Below are 13211 nucleotides of genomic sequence, written 5' to 3'. Positions count from 1 at the left end.
CTTTCAGGCGTCCAGGGCCTGGGCGGCGCGGCGGATCGCGTCGCCCAGCTGCTTGATGCGCGGGGAGTCGATGCTCCACACCTGCCAGTGCAGCGGCACGTCGACCACGTCACCGGACAGCCGGACCAGGCGTCCCTCCTCCAGATGCGTGCCCAGCTGGACCTGCGGGATGAGACCCCAGCCCAGGCCGGCCAGGACCCCGGCCAGGAAGGCCTCCGAGCCCGGAACCTGCGGCTGTGGCGGTGTGCCGGTGACCCCGGCGCGGGTCAGGAAGTCCAGCTGCAGGTCGTCCTTGTCGTTGTAGCGCAGCGCCGGCAGGCGCGCCCAGTCAAGTCCGTCGGCGGTACGGAAGCGGCCGGCCAGCTGGGGAGCGGCAACCGGGACGTAGCGCATGCGGCCCAGGCTTTCCGTCCGGCAGCCCGCCACCGGGGACGGGTCGGAGGTGACGGCACCCAGCACGTCGCCGCGACGCAAGAGCTGCGTGGAGTGGGCCTGGTCCTCCACCTCGAGTCTCAGCGTGACGCCATCCCAGCGCGCGGCCTCCTCCAGGACGGGCCGGAACCAGGTGGCCAGTGAGTCCGCATTCACCGCCACCCTCAGCAGCCCCCCGGTGCGGGAGTGGCCGAGTTCGGCCAGGGTCTCGTCCTCTACGAAGACCACCTGGCGCGCCATCCGCAGGATTGCCTCCCCGGCCGGTGTCGGGACACACGGCAGGGTGCGGCGGACCATCACCTGTCCCAGGTGCTGCTCCAGGGCCTTGATCCGCTGGCTGACCGCCGACGGGGAGACGTGCAGCTCGTCGGCGGCCGACTCGAAACTTCCTTCGTCGATGACCGCGATCATCGTTCGTAGCCAATCGCCATTCATGAGCACATCTTATGGAAGTCAAGAATCGATCGTTTGTCTTCACCGTGGCCGATCCCTAGCGTCATTCCCATGCTTTCCACCTGGTTCACCGGCCTCGCGACCGGCCTGTCCCTGATCATCGTCATCGGCGTGCAGAATGCCCTGGTGCTACGCCAGGGGCTGCGCCGCGAGCATGTCGCCCTCGTCGTGGCGGTGTGTGCACTGGGAGACCTGCTGCTGATCGGCGCAGGCACCGCAGGTATGGGAGCCGTCGCAGCCGCCCACCCGGGGGCCCTGCGGGTGTTGAGCTGGGTGGGCGCCGCCTACCTGTTGTGGTGCGCCATCGGGTCCTTCCGGGCCGCCGCGAATCCCGGGACGCTGGGCCAGACGGCACCCAGGTCCCGCTCCTCGGTGCTGGGGACCGTGTTGGCGGTGACCTGGCTCAACCCGCACGTCCACCTGGACACAGTCGTGATGCTGGGGTCCATTGCCGCGAGCCACGGGCCTCTGAAGTGGGCCTTCGCCGCTGGCGCGATGTGTGCATCGCTGCTGTGGTTCACCGGGCTCGGTTTCGGGGCCCGGGCACTGTCCGGGCCCTTGGGCAGGCCGTCGGTCTGGCGCGCCGTCGACGTCCTGACGGGGCTCGTGATGGTCGCCGTCGCCATCAGCCTGCTGGCCTGACCCCGAGAATCCACCGCGGGTTTGGCGGCCGCGCGTCGCCTTCCCGCGGGGAGCCCCCGCGGGAGGACATCTGGAGGCCGGTTCCCGGGGACGGCCACGTCGGATGCGCACGGGCGGGCCTGGGCCCCGACCGTTCGGCATGCACATCGGGCTCCGAGCGGGCATGACAAAGGGGCCGCCCACCGTGATGGACGGCCCCGCACCCCTCGACAAGCTCGGGGATCGTGATGACCCAGGCTCGGGGATCGTGATGACCCAGGCTCGGGGATCGTGTGTCTCTGGTCAGGCCTTCTGGAAGCCGTCGATCAGGCTGCGCACATAGCCGATGGTGTCCTGGGGACCCTCCACCGCATGACAGGCGATGCCCATCTCGTAGACCGGGTAGTCATTGCCACCCGGCTGCAGACGATCACCGATGAACAGCATGTTCTCCGGCTGGATCCCCGTCTGCTCGGTCAGGGCACGCATCCCATGGGCCTTGTCGATGCCCTTCTGGGTGATGTCGATGCTCGTCGAACCACCCGAACGCACCTCCAGCTGCGGAACATCCGCCGCCACCGCATCACGCAGCGCACCACGCTTGGTCATGTCCGGATCCCACGCATGCTTGTCCGCCACCGACGCCTGCTGACCCAAGGCAGAGAAGGTGATCTGCGAACCACGGTCCTCGATCCGGTCACCCTTGCACTTCTCGTCGGGCTCCCACACACCCAGCTCCTTGGCGCGCTTCTCCAAGGACGCGATCGCCGCAGCCTTGTCCGCCTCGTCCAGGTCATGGGCATAGATCTGGGTCCACGCCCCGTCGACGTGGCGCAGGTAACGCGTTCCGCAGGTGGGCATCAGGTGCAGCCGCGACAGGTCCGCATCGGTGGGCAGGTTGTCCAGCACCTGGGCCTGGAACTGCTCGTAACGTCCACCGGAGATGATGCACACCGGACGCACGGCCAACAGGTCCCGCAGGGTCGCGGCCATCTCCGGCTGCACCGGAGACTTCGAGGCCGCCAACGTGTCGTCCAGGTCAAAGGCCACGATCTGGATGTCGTCGGGCACTGGGATGGTCAGTTCGGTCAAGGCTCTCCCCCGAGAAAGGTCTTCGAGCGCGCAGGGTGCACGCCTGTTCGATGGTAGCGGGCGCACCCCGCCAATCCCTGAGAACGATGCCCTTCCCCAATCACGCAAGGGTTCTGCGGCGCGCATTCTTCAGCCCTTTCGCAGCGCCCCCTCAGATGCCGCTCAGCGGGCGACGTGCTCGGCCATGGCGATGGCATCACGCACCCAGGAGACGAAGCGCTCGGCGTCGGCCAGCTGGGGCATGCTGAAGCGCACCGTCAACCAGCCCTCGGACAGGAGCAAGAGGGTCTTCTCGTGGTCGTCATGGAAGACATCGGCGTGCTGGTGGGAGGAGAAGCCATCGATCTCGATCACCAATTTCAGCCCGGGGAAGACGACGTCTGCGGGCCATGACCGGCCCCCGATGTCGAAGACGTGGTTGCCGCTCCAGCCGCAGACCCCGGCCTCGCGCAGCATCATGTGCACCTGCCGTTCCAAGGGTGACCATGGGTGCTCCCCGGAATTGGCGACGATGAAACGCCGAACCCACACGCCGGGGCGGCCCTTCATGACCACCAACCCCTCCGCCAGCTTGTCCGGGGTGGTTTCGAAGGTGCGCATCGCCTCGTCCGCGAGCTCACCCTCGTCCCATGCCGCCTCCCAGAGGGCGGTCCAGGTCGGTGAGCTGTACCGGATCCCCTCACCGGTCTCCACCACGTCCCCAGCGTCAATCTGCGTCCGACGAAAGAGGTAGTGGGCGCGGGGCTTCAGCCGGCGACGGGTCAGCACCGTGATGGTCTCCACGCTCAGCTCCTCCAGATAGCCCAGACGGGCTGCGGCCCTGCCGGTGATGACGGCGTCCGGGTCCCACAGCCGCACGGCGGCAACGAGCACCTGGAAGTCCTCCGCCCGGCCCGCCGCGGCCACCACACCGGGCAGCAGCCGCACCAGTTCACCCTTCTGGACCAGCCAGTCCAGGGCATTGGCCAGTTCCCTGTGATCTCGGCGGCGCACCACCCCACCCGCGGACGTCACCACTTCCCGGGCCTGATCGATGAGTTTCACGACTGGAGTGTGTGCGTCGGCCCCCTCGGGATTTCCAGCCATCCACAACTGGCCGATCCTGCTGCAGGAAGCGGTGATTGTGGAAAACGCGCCACGCCCACGGCGGCGGCCGGCGGCATCGAAGCCGAGTGGCAGGGAGGGCAGCACGGGAACCGCCCGCGGGTTGCGTTCCCCGCGCACTCCTTCCGCCGGATCCCCCGCCCCTGCAGGCATCCGACGGCTGGTTCTCGTGGGGGGCGCTCGAGGAGCCCCTGAACTGGGGCGTTATCGTCGAAGGGTCGAGCTCCCCAGCGGAAGGATCCACATGTTCAACCCTGCGAAGTTCGTGGCGCGAGCCCTGTTGGGGGCCGTCTTCATCAATGGAGGCATCGGACAGCTCAAGGCACCGGACAAGCTCGGTTCCGTGGTGGAGGCGGAGGCCGCCGGTTACGGACTTGAGCTTCCGACCGCAGGTCAGGACCTGGTCACCCTCAACGGCGCGGGCATGGTGGCCGCCGGCACGGCCATGACCCTGGGGATCCTGCCACGCACCTCGGCCGCAACCCTGGCCGGGATGATGGCCCCCACCACCGTCATCGGACACCCCTTCTGGAAGCAGGAGGATCCGGGCAAGCGGGCACAGAAGCTCAGTTCATTCCTGTCCAATGTGGCAATCATCGGCGGCCTGATGATGGTCGCGATGGACCGCAAGAAGTAGCGCCAGCCTCAGCGGCGCAGCCGGGGCAGGATCGTCACCAGGATCATCGCGGCGAACATCGAACCGCCACCCAGCCCCATCTGCCAGGTGAAGACCTCACCACCCAGCAGGACCGCGAAGACCGCGGCCCACACCGGCTCGCCGGCCATCAGCACGGCCGCCGTGGTGGACTCGACGACGGCCTGCGCCCAGACCTGCAGCAGGATCGGGATGGCGCCGGCGATCAGGGCGATGTGCATCATCCACAGCCAGTCGGTACGGCCACTGGGCGCCTGGATGCCACCGGGCAGTGCGGCCAGGGTGCACTCCAAGGCCACCACCGTCAGCGTGACCAGGGTCAGCGAGATGGAGTTCTCCCGGGTTGACCAACGGTCCACTGCCACGATGTGACAGGCATACATCACCGCGCTGACAAGGGTGAGCAGCTCCCCGTGCCCGATCCGGACCCCGGCGGAGAGGTCCAGCGTCAGCATCCCCAGACCCGCGGCGGCCAGCACCACCGCAAGCCAGGTGAGCGCCGGGATGCGTTCCCGCAGCAGCCATGCGGCCAGGAAGGGCGTGATCACCACGTAGAGACCGGTCACGAAACCCGAGACCGACGCGGCGGTGTGGGCAAGGCCGACGGTCTGCACCAGCTGGGCGCTGCCATAGATCAGGCCCAGCACCGTGCCCTGCCACAGGGTGGTGCGGCTCATCCGCCAGTGCCGGTGGGCCAACAGCCCCAGGGCCGCCGCCGCAATCATGAAGCGCACCGCGAGCAGGTCCGGAACCGGGATCCGCGTCGTGAGGTCCTTCATGCTGAAGAAGGTGCTTCCCCACAGCATCCCCATCAGGACCAGCGCCGCCAGTGCAAGTGGCTTGCGTGCTGCCCCCGCCACCGGGGCCATCCCCTGGCTCATGACCGGGCGGCGCGCGCCTCGTCGTCGCGCATGAATTGGGGCTTGACGAGGAAGGATGCGGCCAGACCACCCAGGACGGCCAACGCCACGGGGAACCACGTCGCGTGGCGCATGGCGACGCTGAAGGGCTCGGCCAGGAAGCCTGGCAGTGCGACGTGGGTGCCCTCGGCCTGCCGTTGTCCGGCGTGCCCGGACGGCATCTGCAGCCCCAGCTGCCACTCGATGATCGCGGCGATGGCAGCCGAACCCAGCACCGATCCCAGCTGGCGGGTGGCGTTGTAGACACCCGAGCCGGCCCCGGCCCAACGGGCGGGCAGGTCACGCGTCGCGGACATGGACAGCGGTCCCCAGATCAGGGCGCCGGACAGGCCAAGGGAGACCGAGGGCAACAACATCCACAGCACGGAGAGGCTGGCGCGCATCAGCTCCGCCTGGGCCAGAAGCCCGACGCCGAAGAAGACGAAGCCAAGAACCGCGAAGCCCCTCGTCGGCCGGGTGTTGGCCGCCTTGCCCACCAGCGGCGCACCGATGAAGGAGACCACTGCCGAGGGCAGACTCAACAGCGCGGCATGGGTCGGCGACAGGCCCCGTGCGGTCTGCAGGTAGAGCATCATCGGGAAGCTCATGGCCACCACGGCGGCACCCATCACGAAGATGGCGGCATTGGCGGCGGTGAAGTTGCGGTTGGCGAAGAGCTGCAGCGGCATCAGGGGCTCGCGGGTGTTGCGCGCCTGCTGCCACAGGAATACACCCAGCACCAGCAGACCGGCGGCAATCATCCCCAGCACCCACGTCGGCCAGCCCTTGGCCTGCCCTTCCTGGATGGCGAAGACCACCAGGGTCAGGCCGACTGCGTTGAGGGCGACGCCCAGGAGGTCGAAGGAGTGGGCGTGGGACTCGAGGTCCGGCACCAGCTTCCAGACGGCGATGATGGCGGCAATCCCGATCGGCACATTGACGAAGAAGATCCACTCCCAGCCGACGGTGTCCACCAGCACTCCGCCCAGCAGGGGCCCGGCGAGGCTGGCGACCGAGGCGGTGGCGCCCCACAACCCCATCGGAGCGCCGCGACGACGGGCGGGGAACATGCGGGTGATCACCGCCATCGTCTGCGGTGACATCATCGCCGCACCGAGACCTTGTACGGCACGCGCGGCGATCAGGGATCCGATGCTGCCGGACAGGCCGCACCACAGGCTGGAGAGGGTGAAGACCACCAGGCCCAGCAGGTAGATCCGTTTTGGGCCGAAGCGGTCACCCAGGCGGCCGGTGATCAGCAGCGGGATGGCGTAGGTCAGCAGGTAGGCCGAGCTCACCCAGATCACCTGCGTCACGTCAGCACCGAAGTGCGCCATGATCGCGGGGATCGAGACGCTGACGATCGTCGTGTCGATCATGATCATGAAGAAGCCGACGGCCATCGCGAACATCGCCGGCCAGGCGCGGGGGTCGAGGTCCTCGACGGGGGAAGTGCCAGCCGAAGCGGCGTGCGGGGGACGGTTCACGTCGCCCGACACTACGGGTGGTGGCCGTCCCCAGCCGCATCGAGAGCTGTCGGCGCCCTGAGAATCGGCCACGGGTTGAACGCCCGCCATGTCCTTCACGCCTGGATGACCCTGCCGGACCCGGCGCGGGGGGATCCTGTGGTCGGTTCTCGTGGGGCCCGCCGTCCAGTGGTTGAACCCCGCCTGCCCTGGTCCCCCGCCAGATACCGTGGGGGCCATGGAATCCCACGAGCCCACGTTCACGCCGTCCCTGTCGGCCATCTCGCTGCTGGTCGACGACCTGGAGGTGGCCCGCGCGTTCTACTCCCGTGCCTTCGCGGAGGATGCCCTGTGGATCGACGAGAAGTCGGTCGGCTTCAGCCTGGGCAGCGTCGTGCTGAACCTGCTGATCCGAAGCGAGGGTGAGCGCCTGCTCACCCCGGCACCCGTCGCCAGCCGCGAGGCCGGGGAACGCTCTCAGCTCAGCATCTGGGTGGACGACATCGACACCGTCGTGGAGGTCCTCACCGGCCGCGGCGTGCGCTTCGACACCGGCCCGGTGGACCAGGACTGGGGCATGCGCACCGCCACCTTCCTGGACCCCGATGGCCACAGCTGGGAGATCGCGCAGGACCTCGGCAACTGAGCCTCACCGGGGTAGGCTGGCGTCAGTCCCGACGACGAACAGGCCAATGATGACCAGAGCTCCCGGCGCCCCCCTCTCCCTCTCCTCGGCTGCCCTGGTGGCCAGCGCGCAGGAGACCATCACCACGCTGGACCAGCAGGACGTGCTCGCCATGCTGGAGGACCCCACGGTGCAGATCGTGGACATTCGTGACATCCGGGAACTCGAACGCGACGGGATGATCCCCGGGGCCCGGCACGCGCCGCGCGGGATGCTCGAATTCTGGATCGACCCGGAGAGCCCGTACCACAAGCCGGAGCTCGATGACGGACGCCGGCTGGTCCTGTACTGCGGCTCCGGGTGGCGTTCGGCCTTGTCGGCCGAGGTCCTGCAGCGGATGGGGCGCGATGACGTCGCCCACCTGGGCGGCGGCTTCTCCGGTTGGCGCAAGGCCGGCCTGCCCGTCGCGGAGTACTCGAAGGGCTGATCACGGCAGGCTGATCAGGGCCGATGGGTCAGCCAGACCCCACAGACCACCACCACGCCGCCCAGCATCTGCGCCGGGCTGACGCGTTCGCCCAGCACGACCACCGCGATCAGCAGCCCGAAGATGGGCTCCAGGTTGATGGAGGCCGCCACCAGGGCCGTGGGCAGCTGCCGCACCGCGATGGCGTAAAGCACCATGGCCAGCACCGAGCACAGCAGGGTCAGCGCCAGCACCGCGGCCAGGGTGGGCACCATTCTGGTGGGCCGGTGCCAACCGGGCGCCTCCAGCAGCGCCAGGGGAATGAAGGCCAGCGCACCCGCCCCGTCCTGCCACAGCACCGTCGTCCACGACGAGTACCGAGTGGCCACGTCGCGCGTCGCGAAGGTGTAGAAGGCCCAGGCCACCCCGGCGAGCAGGATCAACAGGGCTCCCCACAGGCGGCGCGGGCCGGCCTCGGTGGAGATGGGTGCGCCGAAGACGATGAACCCGGCGCCCACCATCGCCACCGCGATCCCCAACCAACCACGGCGCGCGATCACGGCGCCATTGGCCAGCACGTCACAGACGGCGATGATGGCCGGGATGGCGACGGCCAACAACGTCGCATCCGTCGCCGTGGCCCAGTGCACCCCGAGGTTCTCCAGCGCGAAGTAGGCGGTGACACCGAGCAGGCCGCCGACGGCCAAGGTCCGGGCATCGTCGCGGGTGGGACGCTGCCATCCCCGCCGGATGCTGATGACAGCGGCGATCACGGCAGTCGCCAGCAGGAAGCGCACGGCGCCCAGTGTCATGGGGCCGAGGTCCACCAGCGCCACCTTGGTCATGGTGTAGCTGGCGGCGAACAGCAGCATGGACCCGACGAGGGCGAGGCTGGCGCGGAGCTGCTGGGTCACGGGGCGATCCTAGGCCGAGACGAGAGCAGGGGCCGTCACCCGAAGGTGACGGCCCCTGCCGAAGGCAGAAGGGATCAGACGGCGGTGATCACGTTGCTGACCAGCAGGCCGATGATGGCAACGCCCACCACGATCCGGTACACCACGAAGCTGGTGAAGGTATTGCTGGCCACGAACTGCAGCAACCATGCGATGGAGGCGTAGGCGACGAAGAAGCTGACCACCATGCCGATGATCGTCACACCCCAACCGATGGTGTTGGAGACGTGGGTGAACTCGCTGGCGGCCTCGTAGCAGCCGGCGGCGACCAGGGCGGGGATGCCCAAGTAGAAGGAGAGCTTGGTGGCGGCCAGACGGTCCAGGCCACTGAACAGGCCACCGGTGATGGTGGCGCCGGAGCGGGAGACGCCGGGAACCAGCGACAGGCACTGCACGGCGCCCAGGATGGCGCCGTCCTTCCAGGTGATGGTCTCGAGGGTGCGCTGCTTGCTGGCGGGCACCTTGGCGGCGTGACGGTCCGCGGCGAACATGGCGAAGGACCAGACGATCAGGCCAATGGCCACCACCCACATGCTCCGCAGGGCGCCGGTGATGAGGTCCTTGCCGAGCAGGGCGACGCCGGCGGTGATCACGGTGCCGACCACGACGGCCCAGCCCATGTTGTAGTCCGCGTCGCGGGCATCCTTGTTGCCCAGGCCCTTCAGGAAGGCGGCACCAATGCGGGCGATGTCCTTCCAGAAGTAGATGACGGCGGCCAGGATCGCGCCGATCTGGATGATGGCCGTGTAGGCGGTGATGCCCGGGTCATCAATGGGCATGCCCATCAGCTTCTCGGTGATGGTCAGGTGACCGGTGCTGGAGACGGGGAGGAATTCCGTCACGCCCTCCACAATCCCCAGGATGATCGATTGCCACCACGTCATGTTTGTTCCCCTTCGGCAACGTTCGCCGGACCTCGGCGTCGTCCTCGACAGGTTATGGGGGCCGTGTTGGGGCCACCGAACTCCTCTCAGGACGGACTCAGCGCCTCCTTGGCCGCGTCTTGGCGGACTTCAGGGGTACCCCGGGCACCCGCCACGGAAATCAACCCGCGCCTGCGCGGCCGGCAGAGGTCCCCCGCGGGCGGGGCACGAGCCCGGAGGACTGTCGGTCGATTCTCGTGGCCGGCCGACCATGGCCCCGCCGGTCCGGTCCGTCAGCGGGGGTCTAGGGTGTCTGGTGCTGGCCAATGCCAGCGCGTCGCTGCCCAGCGAAGCCGGTGTGAACCCGGCGCTGTCCCGCAACGGTGATGCCCCACCCTTCTACCAGGGTTGGGGATGAGCCCGGTCGCCTGGCCTCGGCGCGCCTCACTGCCCTCGGCGACAGGGCGGACGGTTCGTCCCTTCGCCCCGCTCGCGAAGGACGAGAGATGCTGTCAACCGGCTGGATTCCAGCTGCGGGCGATGACCTTCCCGTTGCCGACCACGCCCCACTCCACGTCACGATGACCCCGGCCGTCCAGCACCGCCAACAGGACACGCAGGCTGTCGCCGTGCCCCACCAGGACCAATGCCGGAGCATCCGGATACTCGTCGGCCAGCCGGGCCAGCAGCAGCCTGCAGCGCAGGTGGACCTGCTCGATGGATTCCCCACCACCCCAGCAGACCTCGCTGATGTGCAGCCCCTCCGGGACGGGTTCGGCGGCGAGTTCGCTGGTCAGCCGGCCCTCCAGCTCTCCCAGCGCCTGTTCGCGCAGCGCCTCGGTGCGCCGCGGCGTCACGCACAGGGCCGCGGCAATGGGTTCGGCGGTCTGGACGGCGCGCAGTTGGTCGCTGGTCAGCACTGGCGTGCCGGCCGGAACGAGGGCGGCGACGCGTTCGGCGGCTTCCCGAGCCTGGGTTCGCCCCAGTTCGGTGAGGGGCACCCCGAGCGTCTGCCCCTGAAGGCGATGTTCGAGGTTCCAGGTGCTCTGGCCGTGCCGGACGAGGACGAGCTGCATGCATCAACCCTAGTGGGGGCGCTGTGATCTGGGCGCGAGCGGTGGGCCTGCTATTGGGAACCGTTGCGGACCGGGTGATCCCCGACCCGCAACGGCACCATCCGGTGGCCTGGTTCGGCACGTGGGCCGCGGCCCTCGAAGCGCACGACTACCGAGACTCCCGTGCCGCGGGCGTGGGGCACGTGACACTCAGTCTGGCTCCACTTGTCGCACTCGGGGTGGCCGCCGAAGCCGTGGGCCGCAGGCACCCAGCGGCCCAGGTGGCGCTGACCGCGCTTGCCACCTGGGCCGTCACCGGAGGTTCCTCGCTGGCCCGGGAGGGCGAGACGATGGCCACCTTCCTGGCGGACGGAGACCTGGCCGCGGCCCGAAACCGGCTGTCCTGGCTGTGCGGGCGCCAGGCCGACGAGCTCGACGAGCCGGAGTTGGCCCGCGCCGCGCTGGAATCCGTGGCGGAGAACACCGCCGATGCGGTGGTGGCTCCCCTCTTCTGGGGTGCGGTGTCCGGGGTTCCCGGCCTGCTGGTGCACCGCGGCATCAACACGCTGGATGCCATGGTGGGCCACCACAACGAGCGCTACGAGAACTTCGGGATGGTGGCGGCCCGGCTCGACGACGCCGCCTGCTGGCTGCCGGCCAGGATCACGGGGGCGCTCGCCTGCGGGCTGGCTGGCACACGGAGATCCGTTGCCTGGCAGACGATGCGCCGCGACGCCCATGACCATCCCAGCCCCAATGGCGGGTGGTGCGAGTCCGCCTTTGCCGGGGCGCTGGGCGTGCAGCTGGGTGGCCGCAATGTCTACCCCGGGGGCCGTGTGGAGCACCGCGGGCTACTGGGGGACGGCCCCCGCCCCGTCGCCGCGGACCTGCGGCGGGCCTCCGCCCTGGCACGCCGCGTGCAGGAGGCCGCGGCGCTGGCCGCGTCGGCCCTTGCGCTGGCCGCCGTCATGAGAACCGACCACGAGTCCGACGAGAGGAACGCCCGATGACGGGAATCCTGGTGACCGGCACCTCCTCCGATGCCGGCAAGTCCCTGGTGGTGACGGGCCTGTGCCGGGCCCTGCGCCGCCGCGGCATCGACGTGGCGCCCTTCAAGGCGCAGAACATGAGCAACAACTCCATGGTGGTGGCCGACGGTGAGATCGGCCGCGCCCAGTACCTGCAGGCCGTCGCCGCCCGGGTGGAGCCCACCACCGCCATGAACCCGGTGCTGATCAAGCCGGGGACCGACCGTCGGGCCCACGTCGTGCTGCGCGGCCAGCCCGACGGGACGCTGGAGGCCGGCCAGTACGCCACCGGGCGGGGGCATCTGGCGGCCGCCGCCTTCGAGTCCTTACGGGAGCTGGAGGCCGCCCACGAGCTCGTGGTCTGTGAGGGCGCCGGCTCCCCGGCCGAGGTCAACCTGCGTTCCGGCGACTACGTGAACATGGGACTGGCCCGCCAGTTCGGGATGCCGGTGGTCCTGGTGGGAGACATCGACCGTGGTGGGGTCCTGGCCAGCATCTACGGCACCTGGGCGCTGCTCGACGATGCGGACCGTGGCCTGCTGAAGGGCTATGTGATCAACAAGTTCCGCGGCGACCCCGAGGTGCTGGCCCCCGGCCTGACCCGGATCAGCGAACTGACCGGGCTGGCCAACTTCGGTGTCCTCAACTGGCTGGAGGGTGTCTGGCTGGATGGCGAGGATGCCCTGGCGATCGGCGCCTGGCACCGCGCCGGAACCACACCCCACCACGCCGAACGTGCGTTGGAGGTGGCCGTGGTGCGGCTGCCGCGGGTCAGCAATGCCACCGATGTCGATGCCCTGGCCGCCGAGCCGGGCGTGCACGTGACGGTGACCGCGGACCCGGCCGTCTGCGCCCGCGCGGACCTGCTGGTGCTGCCCGGCACGCGCGCCACCATCGACGACCTGGCCTGGTTGCGGGCCCGGGGGATCGACCGGGTGGTGGCCCAGCGGCATGCCGCCGGGCGCGCGACCCTGGGGATCTGCGGCGGCTACCAGATGCTCGGGAAGCTGATAGTCGACGAGGTGGAACAGGCCTCGACAGGCTCGGCCACCGGGAAGCCCGCCGCCGGCCGCAGCCCCACGACGCACGAGCCTGTCGAGGGGTTGGACCTGCTGCCGCTGCGCGTCGACTTCCACCCGGGCAAGGTGCTGGCCCGCCCCACCGGTAGCTGGCAGGGCCACCAGACCATCGGCTACGAGATCCACCACGGCCGCCCGACCACCCTCGCCGAACCCGACGAGCGCTTCCTGGACGGGATGCGGGTGGGCCCCACCTGGGGCACCCACTGGCACGGGGCGCTGGAGCACGACGAGTTCCGCCGCGCCTGGCTCACCCGCGTCGCCGACCAGGCGGGGCATCCGTGGCGTCCCACCGCAGACGCACCGGGATTCGGTGCCTTGCGGGAACGAATGATCGAGACATTGGCCGATGCCATCGAGGAGCAGCTGGACGTCGACGCCCTGCTGGCCCTCACCCACCCCACCCCAGAGGAGAACTGA

14 protein-coding genes are annotated in these 13211 nt (G+C 69.4%); 6 read left to right on the top strand and 8 right to left on the bottom strand.

The features are described 5' to 3' along the window. Positions 1–3: 3 nt before the first annotated feature. The gene (locus EDD41_RS11150) at positions 4–867 is read right to left on the bottom strand and encodes a LysR family transcriptional regulator ArgP (protein ID WP_123575948.1); all 864 of its coding nucleotides are present in this window, start codon (positions 865–867) and stop codon (positions 4–6) included. Positions 868–936: 69 nt separating this feature from the next. On the opposite strand from EDD41_RS11150, the gene EDD41_RS11145 reads away from it, so the two are divergent. After that, positions 937–1527: a LysE/ArgO family amino acid transporter gene (locus EDD41_RS11145; RefSeq protein WP_123575947.1), complete on the top strand. Its 591-nt coding sequence runs from the start codon at positions 937–939 to the stop codon at positions 1525–1527. A 282-nt stretch (positions 1528–1809) separates the two neighbouring features. On the opposite strand, the gene EDD41_RS11140 is transcribed toward EDD41_RS11145, so the two are convergent. Together EDD41_RS11140 and EDD41_RS11135 are read right to left on the bottom strand one after the other, a co-directional pair. Further along, positions 1810–2598 carry an HAD-IIB family hydrolase gene (locus EDD41_RS11140; protein WP_245995628.1) on the bottom strand — a complete coding sequence of 263 codons (789 nt, stop codon included), beginning with the start codon at positions 2596–2598 and terminating at the stop codon, positions 1810–1812. Positions 2599–2760: 162 nt separating this feature from the next. Continuing rightward, complete coding sequence (locus EDD41_RS11135) at positions 2761–3642, bottom strand: PDDEXK family nuclease (protein ID WP_123575946.1); 882 nt, start codon at positions 3640–3642, stop codon at positions 2761–2763. 304 nt (positions 3643–3946) lie between these two features. On the opposite strand from EDD41_RS11135, the gene EDD41_RS11130 reads away from it, so the two are divergent. Then, positions 3947–4339 carry a DoxX family protein gene (locus EDD41_RS11130; RefSeq protein ID WP_094765979.1) on the top strand — a complete coding sequence of 131 codons (393 nt, stop codon included), beginning with the start codon at positions 3947–3949 and terminating at the stop codon, positions 4337–4339. Positions 4340–4347: 8 nt separating this feature from the next. Here EDD41_RS11130 and EDD41_RS11125 read toward each other — a convergent pair whose 3' ends face one another. Together EDD41_RS11125 and EDD41_RS11120 are read right to left on the bottom strand one after the other, a co-directional pair. Next, complete coding sequence (locus tag EDD41_RS11125; protein WP_245995627.1) at positions 4348–5238, bottom strand: DMT family transporter; 891 nt, start codon at positions 5236–5238, stop codon at positions 4348–4350. Next, a complete protein-coding gene (locus EDD41_RS11120) occupies positions 5235–6743 on the bottom strand; it encodes a DHA2 family efflux MFS transporter permease subunit (RefSeq protein ID WP_245995626.1) in 1509 nt (502 codons plus the stop codon). The genes EDD41_RS11125 and EDD41_RS11120 overlap by 4 nt, the downstream gene beginning before the upstream one ends. Before the next feature lie 217 nt (positions 6744–6960). Between EDD41_RS11120 and EDD41_RS11115 the strand changes: the two genes are divergently transcribed. Both EDD41_RS11115 and EDD41_RS11110 read left to right on the top strand, forming a co-directional pair. After that, positions 6961–7368 (top strand): VOC family protein, encoded by a 408-nt coding sequence (locus tag EDD41_RS11115; protein ID WP_123575945.1) that lies wholly within the window; start codon positions 6961–6963, stop codon positions 7366–7368. Between the two features lie 49 nt (positions 7369–7417). Then, positions 7418–7834 carry a rhodanese-like domain-containing protein gene (locus tag EDD41_RS11110; protein ID WP_123577038.1) on the top strand — a complete coding sequence of 139 codons (417 nt, stop codon included), beginning with the start codon at positions 7418–7420 and terminating at the stop codon, positions 7832–7834. Positions 7835–7848: 14 nt separating this feature from the next. On the opposite strand, the gene EDD41_RS11105 is transcribed toward EDD41_RS11110, so the two are convergent. The 3 genes from EDD41_RS11105 to EDD41_RS11095 form a co-directional block, all read right to left on the bottom strand. After that, positions 7849–8727, bottom strand: coding sequence for a DMT family transporter (locus EDD41_RS11105; RefSeq protein WP_094765976.1), 879 nt, complete (start codon positions 8725–8727; stop codon positions 7849–7851). A 74-nt stretch (positions 8728–8801) separates the two neighbouring features. Beyond that, positions 8802–9650, bottom strand: coding sequence for an undecaprenyl-diphosphate phosphatase (locus EDD41_RS11100; RefSeq protein ID WP_123575944.1), 849 nt, complete (start codon positions 9648–9650; stop codon positions 8802–8804). A gap of 491 nt (positions 9651–10141) precedes the next feature. Continuing rightward, positions 10142–10705 (bottom strand): histidine phosphatase family protein, encoded by a 564-nt coding sequence (locus EDD41_RS11095; protein WP_123575943.1) that lies wholly within the window; start codon positions 10703–10705, stop codon positions 10142–10144. Positions 10706–10746: 41 nt separating this feature from the next. On the opposite strand from EDD41_RS11095, the gene EDD41_RS11090 reads away from it, so the two are divergent. Together EDD41_RS11090 and EDD41_RS11085 are read left to right on the top strand one after the other, a co-directional pair. Continuing rightward, the gene (locus EDD41_RS11090; protein ID WP_245995625.1) at positions 10747–11694 is read left to right on the top strand and encodes a cobalamin biosynthesis protein; all 948 of its coding nucleotides are present in this window, start codon (positions 10747–10749) and stop codon (positions 11692–11694) included. After that, positions 11691–13211 (top strand): cobyric acid synthase, encoded by a 1521-nt coding sequence (locus EDD41_RS11085; protein WP_123575942.1) that lies wholly within the window; start codon positions 11691–11693, stop codon positions 13209–13211. The genes EDD41_RS11090 and EDD41_RS11085 overlap by 4 nt, the downstream gene beginning before the upstream one ends.

Source organism: Luteococcus japonicus, from assembly GCF_003752415.1.
Classification (GTDB): Bacteria; Actinomycetota; Actinomycetes; order Propionibacteriales; family Propionibacteriaceae; genus Luteococcus; species Luteococcus japonicus.
This window is presented reverse-complemented; position numbering and strand designations above follow the sequence as displayed.